A 17,776-nucleotide genomic window follows, 5' to 3' on the forward strand; every position below is an offset into this window, starting at 1 on the left:
AGATATAGGCATTAGCCCGGTAGAGCGGGGAGCAATGAATTTAAAGGAGAGATGAAACGATGAAAAAGGACACCAAAGGCTTATTATGGGGCGCTTTAGTCGGCAGTGTGGTTGGATCGGTGACAGCATTGCTGTTCGCACCTAAACCAGGTAAAGAGCTGCGCAAGGATATTGCGGAAGGAACTGCCGCTGGTATTGAGAAGGTTCAAGAAATTGCCGTTCAAGCCGGAGACAAGAGCATTGAGATTTATGACAAAGCAAAAGATTCGATTGGGCATGTAGTGCATGAAGTTCGGGAATGGAGCAAATCATGTGCGAATGCTGTTGATGAAGAAGAAAAAATCACAGTAACTGTAAGCGGTATTGCTACAGAAGATGCTGTAGAAGCAGTTGACGCTGTAGAAGCTGTTGAAGAGGCTGCTGCCACTTTGGAAGTGGTAACTCAGTTGGTTGAGGCCACTATAAGTGAAGATGTAAGCGAAGAAGTTAGCCTGGAAGAAGTCGTTCAAGATGACAAGGTTGATAAAGAAATTCTATAATGGGACCGTGGTTTAAATCCTCTGTTTCAGTGGTAAAAGAGTACTCATTCTCTTATAATAGAGCCGCTTCTTCGCATTGGGCGGAGGGTGGCTTTTTTAATTAGTTTGCCCCCGCTTGTTAAATGATGGAAGAAGACTAGTCTTGAACTAAGAGGGCAAAAGGAGTAATATCTGCAATTGGGGCTGAAAGCCAGGTACATTTTGTTTTCACCTTACATAAGCTACACAAAACAAGTAGAAGGAAGCGGTGTGTTCGTGCAGCAAGCTATAGCAATATTAGACTCAGGTGTGGGAGGGTTAACAGTTGTCAAAGAAGTGATGAGGCAACTCCCGCGGGAGAAGATCATTTATTTCGGAGATACTGCCCGAGCTCCGTACGGACCCCGTTCGACCGAGGAAGTACAACTGTTTACTGAACAAATTGTAGATTATTTGATCCAGTTTAATCCTAAAATGATCGTTATCGCTTGTAATACCGCAACAGCTGCGGCACTCGATTATATCTCAGCCAAGGTCTCCATCCCTGTAATTGGGGTGATTCATCCCGGAGCCCGCGCAGCAATTAGCGCAACCAAAAGCGGACATGTCGGCGTGATCGGTACGGTAGGAACCATCAACAGCGGAGCTTATACTAACGCATTAAAGCAGTTGTCCCCTTTTGTTGAGGTTGTAAGTCAAGCCTGTCCAGCGCTTGTCCCACTTGTCGAGCAAGGCAAGTTCCGCTCAGAGAAAAGTTACGATATCGTAGAAGAGGCACTCGAAGGCATTAAAGACACTAACATCGATACTTTAATTTTAGGATGCACTCATTATCCATTTCTTGTAGAACCCATTGGTGAGACTATGGGATCAGGAGTCAAGCTGATCAGTTCTGCAGATGAGACCGCTCGTGAGATCAGCACAATTTTATATGACAAAGGCAAGCTGTCCATCGGCGATGAAAGTCCAATTCATCAGTTCTTCTGCAGCGGTGATGCTGAGATGTTTCAAAGCATCGCGCGAGACTGGCTTGGAGAACAAATTAGACGTACTCCAGTAGTGTGGCAAGTATCCACGTTATAAGCAGGAGCAATGTTGAATTGAATAGGGACAAACTCCATGGGAGTGTAAAAAGAAAAACAGACTGGGAAAGCACATTTCCCAGTCTGTTTTTTTGAAATATAAGCATTTATACGCTGCGGATCTGTAATATCCTTATTTTCATGAGAAATGGTTGCCATCTATAAAGGGCGATGACGTTGTTTTTTCTTGTGATTCATTTCTCCTTCATGCCGGGTAGTGGCGCTTGCATACAATAGAGTTAAGTGCTGTATGCCGCTGTTTTTGTATTGCTGTATCAGCAATTTAAGGCCGAGAGGATGAGACCTAATGCGACAATATATTGCAAACAGGGGAGATACCGTAAGCCGAATTGCCGCTCTACATGGATTAACTCCTGAGCATGTTATTCAAGGTAATCCATGGGTTGGGAGGCAGTCTTATTTATACCCAGGCCAGGTTTTATTTCTGCCATCTTCGCCGCGTAAAAGGTATGCTGTGCAGGAAGGGGACACTCCAGAACGGATAACCTCATTATTTAATGTGAATTTAGAGGATTTGGAGAAGCTTAATCCTGGTGTGACCTCAGGGCGCTGCTGTACACCTGGAAAAATACTTGTCATTCCACCCCCGATTCCAGACCGCGTGGTGTTTCTGCGCGGGGAGTACGGTCCGGCTGATGTTGAGAGTGACATTGACAGCTTGCTTGTCCAATACCCGTTTATACAAGCAGCCACAATAGGCACGAGCGTACTCGGCAAGCCACTCCATGTACTCAAGATCGGGAACGGCACTCGTCATCTGCATGTTAACGCCGCTTTGCATGCCAATGAATGGCTGACTTCGCCATGCTTGATGTCCTTCATAGAGGAGTATGCAGCAGCTTATGCTGAAGGCTTGGAATGGAATGGACATAACCCTGAGGTTTGGTTCCAAAACTGGACATTATGGGTCGTGCCTATGGCTAATCCAGATGGTGTGGAGCTGGTTCAGGAAGGGGTTTTGCCTGACCATCCGTTTTATGATGACCTCATGAGATGGAATGGTGGACGAAGCAGCTTCCGGCATTGGAAAGCTAACATCCGCGGTGTGGATCTTGGGGATCAATTTCCCGCTCATTGGGAAGAGGAGCGGGAACGTCGGGGAGTAAGGCAGCCCTCACCGCGGGATTACAGCGGCCCTGAACCGCTGAGTGAGCCTGAAGCAGCTGCTCTGGCAGCCCTGGCTGAGGAAGCGCCTGGCGAAGCTGCAGTGTCTCTGCATAGCCAAGGAGGAGAGATTTATTGGAACTACCGGGGGTATGAGCCTCCCGAGAGCCGTGAATTAGCCGCGCAGCTGGCAGTTGCGAGCAGTTACCGGGCAGTGGAGCTGACGGGAAGTGATGCCGGATATAAGGATTGGTTTATTCAGACCTTCCGCAAACCTGGATTTACTGTGGAGCTTGGGATTGGCAAAAATCCGCTGCCACTAGCAGATTTTGAAGATATGACCCTGGAAACAGGACTTATATTAGCAACGCTCCTTTCCAATGTGAAATAATTATGAAACATTTGCAGTAAACTTGCGTAAAATAAACCATAGGGTATGGCCGCTGTCGTCACTACACGTTATCCGCGGCTGTATCCTTTTTACTTGGGAGGAGGGTCACCATGAAACTGAAAAAAATACTGTCACTAAAACAATGGTCCCATATCTTCAGTAGCTCCTGGCAATACATCCGCTCCCCTAAAGTAGCAATGGGGGACAAGCTGTTATTTACAATTCCAGTACTGCTCTATTGGGTCTTGCCGGACTTCATGCCATTTATTCCGATCGATGATATTGGAGTGACCATGCTGCTAATGGGCTGGTTCGTGTCACGAATGGGCCGGAAATATCCTACCCTTCAGCAGGGTGAAGGATAGCACCGCACATTTTCGACAAGAACTTCAGAGCTAATTAGCCAATATAGTTGCTTTTAGATGTCATTTACCTTTAAAATAAGTAATTGAGTATTTAATTTTCGGACTAGGAGATGGAATATAGATGAAGGTCAAAATTACCCGTAATGCGGCTAAAGTGATAAAGAAACAAATGGAGCTGGAAGGAAACAGTGAGTTGAAGCTGCGCGTAGCAATTACACATGCACACGGTGATCATGCTCACTACGGACTGGACTTGGACACGCCTAAAGAGAACGATGTTGTAGTATCGACAGATAAGGAAATCGATGTTATTCTTGATCCGAGCCAACCACTCCTTGATGGCGTGGTCGTTGATTATTTGTATCTTCCACAAGAAGGTTTTGTCATTACGAATCCCTCTAAAGGTAATCACGGCGATCACTAAACACTCGCCTGTAAATTTCGAACACAAAGAAGGGTTGCTCCATGGCTAACGAAATACAAGTGTGCGATGAATGTAATTTCATGAAGTTGAAAAGTATTATCCCAAAGCTGCAAAAAATGGCACCTGATGCCGAGATCAAGGTCGGCTGCAAGTCGTACTGCGGTCCATGTGGCAAACGGGCTTTTGTTTATGTGAATGGTCGTTATGTGAGTGCTCCAACGGAGGATGAAGTGTTGAAGAAAGCGGAAGCTTTTATCAAACAGCCCTCCGTTCAGAAATAATACTGAGTTCTTATCAACTAAGATAATAGGGTCGATCCCTCTTCATTCTCAGAATAAGTAAAAGTAAACAGAGCAGCGATTCTCCTGTTATTTGGAGGATCGCTGCTCTGCGTTTTCTGGCCATTGACGGCTTACTTCAATCGTGCCCATCATCCCATCATTTCTTTGTCTCATCATCTCATCGTCCCACCATCTCACCGTCTCATCGAGCCCACCATCCCATCATCCACCATCCCATCATCTCCTCATCCCACAGGTGTTACGGACTCAGATGACGTTATTTGCCTGTTTTTAGCCTTTAAAGCAAGATTTCGGACCCCAGTGACGCTATTCCCTAAAAAGAGGCTCATATCGGCGTTTTCTAGGCTAATAGCTGCTCTGAAGTCCGTTAGCATTCCAAATCTCGGATAATGCTGCGTTTAGGGTCAGCTGTGTCCGTTAGTGAGATACTTCGCGGATCCAAGTCGGAAAACCAAACGTGCTTCCAACAGCGATCAAGTGGTAAATGTCCAACATAGAGAGGATATCGCAGCAGCCCTTTTCGATAGTTTTTTGGACAGTCTCTTCGTTTACCCGGATGTAAGCTTAAGGTGCAGATTGTGTGTTCTTGAGCTTCTTGATTCCATCATATTTCATGATATCGTCGGAGATCTGTAGCCGGAGCTTGCTGGTCTCATACCCGATACTGCACTCCCCTACGTCAACGGCTTCGCGGCTTTCGAGACTATAACAGGTTCCGCTGGCAAATTGCCCATTTTCGCTGGGGAGATAAGACAGCTTTGCATCGGCATAGGCGCCGGATCGCAGCGTTACAAGACGCTCATGCCCGCTAAACAGATTATTACCCATGAGATAATAAGGATCACGTGAGATCCCCAGCAAATGGAGCAAGGAAGGTGTAAGATCCAATTGACCAGCTGGAGCTGAATCAAGGACAGAGGCGTTATAGCCTGGCAGATGAATGAGCAAGGGAACCTGATGCAATATTTGCTGCATATCGAGTGCGTTAAGGCTTTTGCCGAGAAATTGTTCGTAATAAGAGGTCTCCTGGATCGAATTATCATGATCTCCATAGAAAGCAACAATGGTATTATCCCACAGCCCACGCTGCTTCATCTCTTTGACCATTTCCCCTAAAGCTTCATCCGTATAGTGAACAGCCTGCAAATAATCTCCGAAGATCGTGCCCTTGAACTCTCCAGTATCAAGCCCTTGTTTATCTGCAGGGAGAGAATAAGGATGATGGCTGGATAGTGTAGTCAAAAATGAATAAAAAGGCTGCTGTATCGTTTCTGAAGTGTTCATAATATCGAGGGATTGCCGCAAAAAGGATTTGTCACCCAGAGACCAGCCTAGAGGTTCGTCTATTGTATAGTCTTTTTTGTTATAAAAATGGTCATAACCCATCGCGTTATACATAATCTGCCGATTCCAGAAGCTGCCTTCGTACGCATGAAAAGCATTGGTACTGTAGCCCTTTGATTTCAAAATAGCAGGCAGCGTGTCAAACTGATGATCCGGGTAACGGACAAATACCGAGCCGGAGACCAGCGGGTACAGGGAAGCGTTGGACGTGAAATCCGCATCGGAAGTTCGGCCTTGTGAGGTCTGATGGTAGTAATTGCTGAAATAGGTGTTTTCTTTGATTAGAGCGTTCAGATTAGGCGTGATCTCCTGGCCGGATATTGAGCGTCCAACTACAAAGTTCATAAAAGCTTCAGCTTGAATAACAACGATGTTGCTTCCGCTGTATTTTCCAAAGCTGTCATTATTGGCATTTTGCTCAGTGTTTTGTTTATTGAACCAGAGCTGCATTGAGGTGGCTTCTTCTTGCGAAAGCTCGGGCTGCGGACCTAGATGATCTTTAGCATATAAGTAAATATCATAACCGTGAAAACCGATTAGTCCGGTTACGTTATACATCGCCAGACTCCACCAGTTGCCAGTGAATAGATCTTTAGCCCAGGTAGTAGCATAGGTGTGGATAGGGCCAAAGGTCAGCGCGCAACCTAGCGCCAGAGCAACGATGCCATTCACGCTTCTTTTTAGCATCCTGCTCAGGCGTGAAGAGCGGCGGGAATAACCGTTTTGAGAATAAGAGTGAGATTGCCCATAACGGCGAGGGGCGGCATTAGACAAGTATGTATGGGTTTTCCGGTGGTAGAACCCTATTCCGATTCCATAGGCAATAAGCAGAAGCCAGTCAGCGAACAAATAAAGATCGGAAGGACGCAGTAGGGCGAAGATACTTCCACCAAGCGCATCCATCTGTCCAGCCTGAAACAATACGGGTACCGTGATAAAATCCTGAAAATAACGATAGTAGACGATATCCGAATAAATAAGCAGTGTCAGAAGCAAGTTTATACTTAACAACGCTATCGTCTGTCCCCGGCGGGGAAGCCACAGGGTCCAAAAAGACAATAACATGACTGAACCTACAGCAATCCATTTGTCCTGCCGGTTCATATCTATATTGGGAGCATGCAGCCCACTATGCAGAAATAATAACTTGGCCAGCATGATGCCAAGAAAAAGGAGATAACCGATATATCGGGAGCGAATCACAGCAGCTATTGTACTTGTTACGGTTCTGTTGCTCCGAATTGATGGAAAGTCAGACATTATAAAACCTCCTAACACAGAAAATAAATAAAACCAGAATAAACAATGTTGTTGTCTTTTTCAGATGATAAACGTTTCTCATAGAAATATATGAGCGAAAAGTTATAGGCGCTAAACTAAAACAGTCTTATACTCGGAGAAAAACGGACATCCTCCTCATACGAAGTAGATGTCCGTTCTGCATTCAAAACAATGGTGATCCTAATTATTTCGGATTTCTAGGTGGAAGTGGACCCAAGTATTGATAATATTGACACTCGATACGTCCGTTATACAGTTTGCGGCGTTTGTCTGCCTTACGACCGTAAAATTGTTCGAATTCCTTGTAAGGGCTGATCGCAAAAAATGACCATGTTGGCAGATATATCATCATTTCACCAAACTGGCGGGTCAGCTTCTCCACTTCTTTATCATTACTGATCCGTTCCCCATATGGAGGGTTAGTAATGATACAACCATATTCTCCTTCAGGTCTTGCTTTGGCGGCAGCCATCACTTTGAAGGTAATTTCTCCGGACAGTCCAGCACTCTTGGCGGCGGCTTCAGCAATTTCAATTGCTTCTGGATCGATGTCCGTACCCGTTAATTGCAAAGGGTAATCGTCGCGCACAGCATCAAAAGCTTCTTCACGAGCCTCTTCCCAAAGATGTTTCGGAATGACTGGCCAATGTTCAGATGGAAATGAGCGGCGTAGTCCTGGAGCAATATTCCAAGCGATCATGGCAGCTTCAATTAACAGTGTTCCCGAACCACAACATGGATCGAACAGCGGCCGATGGCCATTCCAGCGGCTAAGCTGGATTAGTGCAGCAGCCATTGTTTCCTTCAGCGGAGCCTCTGTTGCATGTCTGCGGTAACCCCGTTTGTGAAGCGCGGGTCCTGTGGTATCTAATGTGATCAAAGCGATATCATTTAATAAAATCACCTCGATCACATATCGAGGACCGTTCTCCGGGAACCAGTCTGTATGATACGAAAGCTTCAGCTTCTCGACGATGGCTTTTTTGACAATCCCTTGGCAAGCGGGTACACTCGTTAGTTGTGATTTATGGGACCGTCCTTCAACCGGGAATTCTCCATTCTCTGGAATCCAATCTTCCCAAGGCAAGGCTTTAACCCCTTCGAATAACTCGTCAAAGGTTTTAGCAGGGAATTGGCCCATTTTAACCAATACGCGGTCAGATGTACGCAGCCACAAGTTACAGCGACAGATATCGATGTAATCACCGCTGAATAATACTCGTCCGTTCTCGACCTTGGTCTCATAACCCAGTTCGTTTAATTCGCGCGCTACCACAGCTTCTAAACCCATAGGGGCAGTAGCGATTAATTGTAATTTGCTCAAATACTCTCAACTCCGTTTAACTTGTAGATAAATACTAAAAGCCAGTACAATAAGAAGAGACGACATTGTCGTCCTTTAAAGCATCCATACAAGTATAGGGGAATGTGGGACACTTCACAATGCCCGGCATTCCATAAATCATAAAATGTTCCCCGTCATCCCTTACTATGAGCAAACGGGGGATCCTCAAAGGAGAATCTTTATGCTTACGCAAGAAGAATACAGTGAACAACTTTATACAGAGGACGAAATTCTGCTTCGAGTAAAAGAAGCAATCGTTCAAGCAGGCATGCCGCCGGTGTCTGTCGAGCCGGGGTACGGAAGACTGCTCACCATGCTAGTTAGACTGTCTCGCTCTAAGCGTATTTTGGAAATTGGCGCACTTGGCGGTTACAGCGGAATTTGCTTATCCCGCGGTTTCTCTGAAAGTGGCACACTGACTTCGCTAGAGCTGAGAGCCGACTATGCCGAGCTTGCCCGCCGTAATTTAGAGCTGGCAGGCTTCGGGGATACTACGGAGTATAGAATAGGACCCGCAATGGACAGCCTGAAGGCACTGGAAGCAGAGGGCGCTAGGTTCGATTTCTTTTTCATTGACGCAGATAAGTTGAACTACACTAACTACTTGGAATATGCCATCAAGCTGGCCAATCCAGGAGCGATCATTGCGGGTGATAATATTTTTCTCCGTGGACGGACCTTAAATACAGATAGAAATGGTCCTGCCATCCTGGCTGTGCGCCACTTCAATGAGATGATCGCTACGGATGAACGTCTTATCAGTACATGTCTGCCTGCCTATGATGGACTGGCACTAGCGATGGTCAAATAGCTGATTAGCGAAATAACCGCGGTGTTGTTACTTTGTACAGCTTCAATCGAACCCAAATCGTATTAACCAGCAGCAAGCAGCCGGATATAATGAAAAGCCCCTCAATTCCGATGTAACCTGATAGAAAGCCGCCCAAGATAGCTCCCAGCATATTGCCTAGCGCCAATGTACTGCTGTTGAAGCCGAATGCGCGGCTTTCTTTTCCGTCAGGGGTATAGGAGCGGATAAGCGCATTAACGCTGGGCAACAGTCCGCCCATGAAGACTCCCATTAAGAAACGGACTATAATCAGCTGCCAGACACTAGTTACGAATGCCTGCGGAATTAGGAAGAGTGAAGCGCCAATTAACGCATAGGTCAGAATACGATGTGCGCCGACTTTGTCACTTAGCTTCCCAAGCAAGGGAGAAGCCAGCATATTGGAGATCCCTGTAACGGCACTGACCATCCCGGCCAAGAAGGCTATATTCTCAGCGGGTCCATTTAATTTTTCTACATAAAGTGGCAACAAGGCCATAGGACTAATCATTGCAAATTGCAGCAGAAAGGTTACACCGAATAGAGCTGGAAGCTGAGGGATTTTGATTAATTCCTTCAAGCCTGCGAGTACAGAAACCTGTGGCTCTTGTGCGGCTTCGGCGCGGTCGAATTTTTCTTTAACAAGAAATAATGCCAGCAGAGAGGCGATAAAGAGCAAGGCTCCAACGACATAAAAAATCGGCCGAAATCCGATTAAATCGGCAAGTAAGCCACCAATCAGTGGCCCTAGAATTGTTCCTGCTACAGATCCTGATTGCATCAATCCCATGGAGAAGCCCATACGTTCTTTGGGGGTAGTACCTGACACCAGTGCGATGGAGGCGGGATTGAAGCCAGAGATTGTACCGTTTAAGAGACGGAGCAGGAGCAGCTGTAAAGGGGATTGTGCGAAGCCCATTAATACCATGACAATAGCCATCCCAAAGCTGGAACGCAGCAACATGATTTTGCGTCCATATTTGTCTGCAAGCTTGCCCCATAATGGCTGGAATATGAAAGAGGTTAAGAAGTTTGCGGCAAAAATAAGTCCCGCCCAGATTCCAATTTCATGTTCACCCTGGACACCAAGATCCTTCGCAAGGTACAAGGTCAGGAAGGGTGTAATCATTGTCATTCCAGCATTCACCAAAAATTGCCCGAACCAAAGCACTAAGAGGTTGACCTTCCAGGTCTCCCATTTCTTCATAGTGCTTTCACATCCTTTCAAAGAATTTCAGAGAATATATGATTCACGGAAAAAATGCCATTTTATCAGTATATCATTTTTTGCAGCTTCATGTGTGCAACACATGTCATAGTAATGTCATAGGATTGTCATTCCAAACTCTTCGTATTAGTTGTTACAAGCTTTTAAAAAGGGCATAATAGTAGATATGCCGATTAAAAAATCTAATAAAATATAATGGAGATCTTATCATGACCTACAATGACACTTTTATCCGCGCCTGCAGAAAGCAGGACACGGAGCACGTTCCCGTATGGTACATGCGGCAGGCCGGCCGTTATGATCCCGAGTACCGTAAAATTAAGGAAAAGTATTCGTTGCTTGAAATCTGCAAGCAGCCTGAGCTGGCGGCAGAAGTAACCATGATGCCCGTTCGCAAGCTGGGTGTGGATGCGGCCATTTTGTATTCCGACATTATGAATCCAGTTGCTTCAATCGGAGTGAAATTCGATATCGTTAAGGATATCGGTCCAGTGATTGAGAATCCGATCCGTAGTGCAGCTGATGTGGAGAGACTAAAACCCATTGATGTGGAGGGTGATCTGAGCCACATTTTGGAAACGATTGCTATTCTGGATAAGGAACTGGACGTTCCTTTGATCACTTTTGCAGGCGCGCCGTTTACAATTGCCAGCTATTTGATCGAAGGTAGACCTTCCAAAGGATATATCCGTACGAAAGAGCTAATGTACAGTGAACCCCGTGTCTGGGAAATGCTGATGGACAAGCTAGGCGATATGATTATCACTTACCTCCGAAGTCATGTGCGGAGTGGAGGCAAAGCCTTCCAATTGTTCGACAGTTGGGTTGGTGCGCTTGCTCCACGCGATTTTGAAACGTACGTGCTGCCGACGGTTTCTCGTATTTTTTCCGAATTATCTGATCTTGATGTACCTAAAATATACTTTCCTGGCGTAAGCTCTGGAGAATTGCTGCCAAGCCTTACGAAGCTTCAAGCAGACGTAATCGGGCTGGATTGGCGAGTTAGCTTGACTGAAGGTCGACGCAGAATAGGCAATAAATTTGCGATTCAAGGAAATCTTGATCCATATTTGCTTACAGCTCCGATGGACCTCTTGAAAGAACGCGCGAAAGCACTGATCGATGAAGGTGTGCTTGAGCCAGGTTATATCTTCAATCTGGGCCATGGATTATTCCCGGAGGCCTCATTAGACAAACTTAGAGAATTGACGGAGTATATTCACGCTTATTCTCAGGAAGTATTACAAGAAACGGCTAAGCAACGTTCGTAAAAATATAAGAATTTATTTGTTCCACGCTATTAAATTGTAAAGGGGACGGAATCCGTGACAGTAAAAATAGGTGTTCTCGTCATGTCGTATGGCACTCCTAAGAGCCTAGAAGATGTTAAAGCTTATTACACGCATATTAGACGGGGGAATCCGCCAACAGCGGAGCAGCTTAAAGAGTTAACCGACCGTTATGAAGCAATCGTCGGGGGGGTATTCCCACTGCGGGAGAATACAGACCGGCAAGTAGAAGCTTTACAAGCAGCATTAAATGCGGATAAAGCGGGAGCGGATGTTGAATTTGTCTGCTATCAAGGCTTGAAGCATGCCAGTCCCTTTATTGAGGACGGCGTGGAGGCTATGGCGAAGGATGGCATTACTCAAGCAGTGGGTATTGTTTTGGCGCCACACTATTCCAGTATGAGTGTAGGGAGCTACATCAAGCGTGCGCAGGAAAAGGCTGATGCATGCAAGATTGACATGGGTTTTGTGGAGAGTTACCATATGCATCCTGAATTGATTGATGTGTTAAGCCAAAGAGTGTCGGCGAAGCTGGATCAATATATTGAAGCAGGTGCGACCCGTGATGAGATTCGCGTATTATTCAGCGCTCATAGTCTTCCAGAACGTATTCTGGCTATGGGTGATCCATATCGGGATCAGCTGCTGGAAACTTCGCAGGCAATTGCAGCTCAAGCAGGCATAACCAACTGGCAGTTTACTTGGCAAAGTGCTGGCCGCACAGCTGAACCGTGGCTTGGTCCAGATATTCTGGACACGCTGCAACAGCTTAGTAAAGAACAGGTGGAATACGTATTGGTGGCCCCTATCGGATTCGTATCCGATCATTTAGAGGTACTGTACGATCTCGATATTGAGGCAACAGCCGTAGCTGCAGAGCTTGATATGCGTCTTATGCGGATTGACTCACTGAATAGTGATCCCGCATATATGTCTGTATTGAGCGATGTAATTCGTAAACGACTGGAGCAGATGAAGGCCGCTCAATCATGATTGGCCCCACAAGAAAAATTGTTATCATAGGCGGAGGGCTGAGCGGACTCAGCGCCGCCTTTTATATTCGTAAATTTTATAAAGAAGCGGGTATTAAGCCTGATATTGTCTTGCTTGAGAAAGAGAAAAACCTCGGTGGAAAGATTGAAACCTTACATCGCGATGGTTTTGTGATTGAAAAGGGACCGGATTCATTTCTGGCGGAAAGGGCGGAGATGTGCGAGCTGGCTAAGGAACTGGAATTGGATCACGAGCTGGTATCCGCTAACCCTCTTGCTAAGAAGCGATATATCTTGCAGCGGGACAAGCTTAATCCTTTGCCAAACGGTCTTGTACTCGGTATCCCTACCGAACTGAAACCTTTTTTATCAAGTGGGTTAGTTTCGTTTGGGGGTAAAATACGTGCGATGATGGATTTTATTCTTCCTCCGCGGCGTAATGATGAAGACGAATCGCTTGGTGAGCTTATTGAGCGCCGTCTAGGGTCTGAAGTGCTGGAGAACTTAACCGAGCCACTCCTCTCTGGCATGTACGCCGGAGATATACAAAAAATTAGCCTGCATGCTACTTTTCCGCAATTTGGACAATTAGAACAACAGTATGGCAGCCTTATTCGTGGAATGCGCACAGGGCGAAAGAATAAAAAGGTACAGGAAGGTACTACACAGAGTACCTTCTTGACGTTCCGCAAAGGGCTGCAAAGCCTCGTGCATAGTCTGATTTATGAGCTACATGATGTAGAACAACGGACGGAATCTAACGTAGTTTCTATTCAGGCTGTTGGGAGTCCTTCTATTTATGAGGTAGAGCTGGAGAATGGCGAACGGTTGCTTGCAGATGATGTATATATCACTACACCTAATTTTTCGGCTGCTGACTTACTTCGTCCCCATATGGAGGTTACGGCGCTGGAAGCGGTGGATTATGTTTCAGTAGCGAATCTAGTCATGGCTTTTAACAAAAAGGATATTGTTAACGAATATGATGGATCAGGTTTTTTTGTGCCTCGTAAAGAAGGGCGAAATATTACTGCCTGCACATGGACATCTACGAAATGGCCGCATACGGCTCCTGATGATAAGGTGCTTTTGCGCTGTTATGTGGGTCGTTCTGGTGATGAACAGAATGTTCAGCTGCCTGATGAGGCTTTGACGGAGCTTGTGCTTAAAGATTTACGAGAGATCATGGGCATTACTGCGAAACCAATATTTACGGAAATCACCCGCTTAGAGCATTCCATGCCGCAGTATCCTATAGGACATCTTGATAATATTACCGAATTCCGCAAAGATTTAGCGACTTCGCTTCCTGGTGTGTATGTCATTGGCGCCGGATTTAATGGCATAGCAATGCCAGATTGCATCAAGCAGTCCAAGCTTATTGCGGAAAGCGTTGCTAAACAGCTAATGAATGAAATGTGAGTACGATGACTAAATAAAACAGTGAAGCGAAGCATGAGGCGCTTCACTGTTTTTCTTTAGTTAGTAAAATTTTCTATTTCTATCGACTCTCTTATTTGTAGGGTGCTGTGATAGATATGCTATAATAAAAACAATTTGAGAGTAGAGGAGATCACAGAAACCATGTATCCGCCGCGATCGCGTTCTAGACAAAAGAACAAACATAAGAGCAAACGCAAGCGCAGAACGGCCTGGGCTTGGATCAATGCAGGTCTTCTTTTGATGATTACCGTGTTATTGACTTATAGCTTTACGAATGACCCTGACAAGAAAAGCGCCTCACCGCCTCCGGTAGCAGAAGCGACAGCTACGCCTATACCAGAGAGTAGTGATCAGCCTCAGACAGCACCTCCGGTGGTTGCAGTTGCAACGCCTGAAGCTACAGAGACGCCAAGCCCTTCTCCTACGGCAACTCCAGAGCCAACGCCTACACCGCAGGAGGAGCCCGAAGAGATTATTGAAACACAAGCTCCTGAAGCGACAGCGACCCCTGCGAAGGATGAGGACAGCTCGGAATCAGCAAATAATGATGCAGTGTCTGGTCTGCCGTCAGATGATAACGCGTCTGGTAAGACGGTAACTTTGAATTTTGGTGGAGATGTTATATTTTCCGGGAAAGCTGGAGAACTGCTGGAGAAGAAAGGTTATGATTATTCGTATGCCGCATTGGAGGGTCTGTTCAAGAAAGATGATCTTACGATCTTGAATCTGGAAACTCCAGTGACCACAGGTGGCGTAAGTGCCACTAATAAGCAATTTGTATTCAAAGGATCACCACTCGCTCTGGATGCGCTTAAGTCAGCGGGTGTGGACGCAGTAAATATGGCGAATAATCACACGCTTGATCAAGGAGAGCAAGGCTTGCGGGATACCCTTAACCACCTTGCTGAAAGAGGAATTCCTTATGTGGGTGCGGGGCTTAACAGTAAAGAAGCATATTCGGCGCAATATTTTGAACGTAAGGGCATTAAGATCGCTTTGCTGGGATTCACCCGGGTGATTCCTGCGTCGGATTGGATGGCAGGGAAAAATAAGCCGGGACTTGCCTCCGTATATGATAGTGCAGAAGGACTGAAGGCTATTGCTGCAGCCAAAAAGAAAGCCGATTTGGTGGTCGTAGTGGTCCATTGGGGTAAAGAACGGGTAGAACAATATGATAAAACGCAACAGTCGCTGGGCCATAGCTTTATCGATGCAGGAGCCGATCTTGTCATTGGCGGCCATCCACATGTGTTGCAAGGCGTGGAGCCATACAAGGGCAAATGGATTGCCTACAGCACCGGGAATTTTATTTTTACGAGATCTACAGTGCCTGCCACTTGGGAAACTGCGGTTTTTCAGGCGGAATGTAGTGTAAAAGGTCAATGCTCCTTAAAGCTGAAGCCTATGAAAGCCGAGCTAGCACAGCCTGTGCCAATGAACGAAGTGGATGGAAAGCTTTTGTTAAAAAGAGTAGAAGCTCTATCCGCAGGACGGGTAAAGATCGGCAGCGACGGTAAAGTCACTCAAGTTACCAAATAGGGTTCCTGGGAGGTCCTTATGATGAACAATTTGTGTGTAGCCCATCGAGGGTTTTCCGGTAAAGCTCCAGAGAATACATTGGCAGCCATTCGGATGGCGATTGCCATGCCCTTTGTGCACTGGATGGAAATTGATGTCCAGCTCTCCAAAGACGGCGTTCCTGTTGTCATTCATGATTATACGTTGGACCGGACGACCAATGGTCATGGCAAGGTGAAGAACATGGACTGGGAATATATCCGGCGTCTGGATGCGGGGAGCTGGAAAGGGCGTGTTTTTCAGGGCGAGCGGGTGCCTTCTTTGGAAGAGGTGCTGTCACTAGCCTCTGGAAGATTGCGTCTGAATATTGAACTGAAAACAGTGGGAGATATGTATCCTGGCATTGAGAAGACGGTGACGGATCTTATTTCTGCAAAAGGTATGCGGGACGACGTGATCTTGACCTCTTTTGATACTGGAGCATTAAAAAAAGTCAAGGAAATTGATCCCCGTTTTCGCACCGGATTGATCTTTGATTCCAGATTTGGCAATCCTGCACGCAGGCTGCATGAACTGGATTGCTCTTTACTTTCGATTAGCTTCTCGCGTCTGAATCCTAGACTGGCTAAGCTTTTGTCCGAGCGTGGGGTGGAAATTATGGCTTGGACTGTGAACAAAGCGAAAGAGATGCGTCGCTTAGCCGACATGCATTCTGATATAATGATCTGTACAAACCGCCCGGATATATGGGGCGACACCTTTCTGAAGGTATAAATAATCCAAATCGATGGGAAAGAGAGCTGACTGTTTATGTGCGCTGCTGTTAATAATCTATATTGTGTTGGACGCAACTACAAGCTACACGCGGAGGAATTGGGTAACAATGTGCCCGTGGAGCCGCTCATCTTCATGAAGCCCTCACATGCGGCTGTTTCCCTCGATAAAGCAGTAATTAAGCTGCCAAAGGATGCGGGTCAGATTCATTATGAAGGTGAACTTGTACTGCGTATTGCACGTGATTATACACCAGGCATGAGCGTGGAGGATCTGGTAGATGTAATGGCACTGGGACTGGATTTCACGCTGCGTGATGTGCATAATGATCTGCAGAAGAAAGGTTTGCCGTGGACGCCAGCTAAAGGCTTTAAAAATGCCGCACCACTCACCCCTTACATAGCGTTTCCAGATAAGGAAGAGCTGGAGGGAACTGATTTTACAGTGGTGAAAAATGGGGTGGAAGTACAACGCGGCAATGTTAAAAACATGATTTTTTCACTTCAAAAAATTGTTGGTTTTATCGCCGAGCGCTACGGGTTAGGGAAAGACGATGTGATATTTACAGGTACTCCGGCAGGCGTGGGTCCTACTGTAGCTGGCGACGCTTTCGAGCTGTACTGGGGCGACAAGCTGATGGGGACTTGCCTGATCGGTTAATAGATCTGTTGGAGATGAATCTATGCAGTGGGTTATTGGCGCTTTAGGCGCTTTGATTGTTGCGGGAGCGGCATATTGGAAGCAGTCTTTAAGTCTCTCTGGCATGATTGCCGCGGTAGTGATGGGCACTATTTATTTTGGTGCCGGAAATGCTTTTTGGTTTGGGATATTGCTGATCTTCTTCATCACTTCAAGCCTGCTGTCCAAACTTCATCATGATAATAAAGCAGAATTAGAGCTGACGTATGCTAAGACGGGCCGCCGCGATGCCGGGCAGGTCTTTGCTAACGGTGGACTTGGCATGGTTCTGGTTTTTCTGAATGCGATCTTCCCGAATGAGCTATGGGGGTTCCTATTTATTGGTGTAATGGCTACAGTAACCTCGGATACATGGGCTACGGAGATCGGAACACTGAGCAAGAAACCGCCTCGTTCTGTCCTTACGGGTAAAGTTCTTCCTGCCGGAGCTTCGGGTGGTGTATCCAGCTTAGGTACGCTGGCGGCAGCAGCAGGAGGCGCACTCATCGGTGCGTCAGCTTGGCTGCTGCGTATGATATCCGGCATGCCGGATCACTCTTTCGTGCTGCTTACCCTAGCAGGACTTGCCGGAGGATTAGTCGGCGCCTTTGCCGACTCTATCCTTGGTGCAACCGTGCAGCAGATGAACCGCTGTACCGTATGCGGCCGCGAAGTGGAAGGCTCACAGCATTGTGGGGCTCCAGCTGTACACGCAAGAGGCTGGAAGTGGATGAGCAATGACGCAGTCAATGCCATCAGCTCTATCCTAGGAGGTACGGCAGCCTTACTGCTGAGCATGATCATTTAGCATTTGAATTTAAGCTTTGAACGGCACAGTTTAGGGAGGG

Annotated in this window: 17 protein-coding genes; 14 read left to right on the top strand and 3 right to left on the bottom strand. The window is 46.5% G+C overall.

The genetic code is table 11. The annotated features are described in order from the left end of the window. The first annotated feature begins 59 nt into the window (after positions 1 to 59). The 6 genes from NST25_RS10240 to NST25_RS10265 all read left to right on the top strand — a co-directional run bounded on the left by NST25_RS10240 (position 60) and on the right by NST25_RS10265 (position 4,186). Entirely contained in the window at positions 60 to 539 is a 480-nt protein-coding gene (locus NST25_RS10240) for a YtxH domain-containing protein (protein ID WP_076280974.1), read from the top strand. Positions 540 to 794: 255 nt separating this feature from the next. Beyond that, complete coding sequence (racE, locus tag NST25_RS10245) at positions 795 to 1,601, top strand: glutamate racemase (protein ID WP_036689641.1); 807 nt, start codon at positions 795 to 797, stop codon at positions 1,599 to 1,601. Positions 1,602 to 1,907: 306 nt separating this feature from the next. Continuing rightward, positions 1,908 to 3,116 carry a M14 family metallopeptidase gene (locus NST25_RS10250; RefSeq protein WP_076125089.1) on the top strand — a complete coding sequence of 403 codons (1,209 nt, stop codon included), beginning with the start codon at positions 1,908 to 1,910 and terminating at the stop codon, positions 3,114 to 3,116. A 110-nt stretch (positions 3,117 to 3,226) separates the two neighbouring features. After that, a complete protein-coding gene (locus tag NST25_RS10255; protein WP_076125091.1) occupies positions 3,227 to 3,481 on the top strand; it encodes a hypothetical protein in 255 nt (84 codons plus the stop codon). A 121-nt stretch (positions 3,482 to 3,602) separates the two neighbouring features. Then, positions 3,603 to 3,905 (top strand): heme biosynthesis protein HemY, encoded by a 303-nt coding sequence (locus NST25_RS10260; protein WP_036689223.1) that lies wholly within the window; start codon positions 3,603 to 3,605, stop codon positions 3,903 to 3,905. 41 nt (positions 3,906 to 3,946) lie between these two features. Further along, the gene (locus NST25_RS10265) at positions 3,947 to 4,186 is read left to right on the top strand and encodes a DUF1450 domain-containing protein (RefSeq protein ID WP_036689224.1); all 240 of its coding nucleotides are present in this window, start codon (positions 3,947 to 3,949) and stop codon (positions 4,184 to 4,186) included. Positions 4,187 to 4,771: 585 nt separating this feature from the next. Here the strand turns inward: NST25_RS10265 and NST25_RS10270 are convergent. Together NST25_RS10270 and NST25_RS10275 are read right to left on the bottom strand one after the other, a co-directional pair. Next, positions 4,772 to 6,811, bottom strand: coding sequence for an LTA synthase family protein (locus NST25_RS10270; protein ID WP_340393923.1), 2,040 nt, complete (start codon positions 6,809 to 6,811; stop codon positions 4,772 to 4,774). 205 nt (positions 6,812 to 7,016) lie between these two features. Continuing rightward, the gene (locus NST25_RS10275; protein WP_036689227.1) at positions 7,017 to 8,156 is read right to left on the bottom strand and encodes a class I SAM-dependent RNA methyltransferase; all 1,140 of its coding nucleotides are present in this window, start codon (positions 8,154 to 8,156) and stop codon (positions 7,017 to 7,019) included. A 202-nt stretch (positions 8,157 to 8,358) separates the two neighbouring features. On the opposite strand from NST25_RS10275, the gene NST25_RS10280 reads away from it, so the two are divergent. Further along, complete coding sequence (locus NST25_RS10280; protein ID WP_076191324.1) at positions 8,359 to 8,988, top strand: O-methyltransferase; 630 nt, start codon at positions 8,359 to 8,361, stop codon at positions 8,986 to 8,988. A gap of 4 nt (positions 8,989 to 8,992) precedes the next feature. Here the strand turns inward: NST25_RS10280 and NST25_RS10285 are convergent, their stop codons facing one another. Then, entirely contained in the window at positions 8,993 to 10,213 is a 1,221-nt protein-coding gene (locus NST25_RS10285) for an MFS transporter (protein WP_038569803.1), read from the bottom strand. 230 nt (positions 10,214 to 10,443) lie between these two features. Between NST25_RS10285 and hemE the strand changes: the two genes are divergently transcribed. The 7 genes from hemE to NST25_RS10320 all read left to right on the top strand — a co-directional run bounded on the left by hemE (position 10,444) and on the right by NST25_RS10320 (position 17,736). Further along, entirely contained in the window at positions 10,444 to 11,505 is a 1,062-nt protein-coding gene (gene hemE, locus NST25_RS10290) for a uroporphyrinogen decarboxylase (RefSeq protein ID WP_076125097.1), read from the top strand. Positions 11,506 to 11,559: 54 nt separating this feature from the next. Beyond that, positions 11,560 to 12,516, top strand: coding sequence for a ferrochelatase (gene hemH, locus NST25_RS10295; protein ID WP_076191329.1), 957 nt, complete (start codon positions 11,560 to 11,562; stop codon positions 12,514 to 12,516). Beyond that, positions 12,513 to 13,937 carry a protoporphyrinogen oxidase gene (gene hemG / locus NST25_RS10300; protein WP_340393925.1) on the top strand — a complete coding sequence of 475 codons (1,425 nt, stop codon included), beginning with the start codon at positions 12,513 to 12,515 and terminating at the stop codon, positions 13,935 to 13,937. The genes hemH and hemG overlap by 4 nt, the downstream gene beginning before the upstream one ends. Positions 13,938 to 14,099: 162 nt before the next feature. Next, positions 14,100 to 15,497: a CapA family protein gene (locus NST25_RS10305; RefSeq protein ID WP_340393927.1), complete on the top strand. Its 1,398-nt coding sequence runs from the start codon at positions 14,100 to 14,102 to the stop codon at positions 15,495 to 15,497. 18 nt (positions 15,498 to 15,515) lie between these two features. Then, complete coding sequence (locus NST25_RS10310) at positions 15,516 to 16,250, top strand: glycerophosphodiester phosphodiesterase family protein (RefSeq protein WP_254847631.1); 735 nt, start codon at positions 15,516 to 15,518, stop codon at positions 16,248 to 16,250. A 36-nt stretch (positions 16,251 to 16,286) separates the two neighbouring features. Then, a complete protein-coding gene (locus NST25_RS10315; RefSeq protein ID WP_340393929.1) occupies positions 16,287 to 16,910 on the top strand; it encodes a fumarylacetoacetate hydrolase family protein in 624 nt (207 codons plus the stop codon). A gap of 22 nt (positions 16,911 to 16,932) precedes the next feature. Beyond that, positions 16,933 to 17,736, top strand: coding sequence for a DUF92 domain-containing protein (locus NST25_RS10320; protein WP_340393931.1), 804 nt, complete (start codon positions 16,933 to 16,935; stop codon positions 17,734 to 17,736). Positions 17,737 to 17,776: the final 40 nt, after the last annotated feature.

It is taken from the genome of Paenibacillus sp. FSL E2-0190 (assembly GCF_037992965.1).
In the GTDB taxonomy this organism is placed as follows: domain Bacteria; phylum Bacillota; class Bacilli; order Paenibacillales; family Paenibacillaceae; genus Paenibacillus_AQ; species Paenibacillus_AQ odorifer.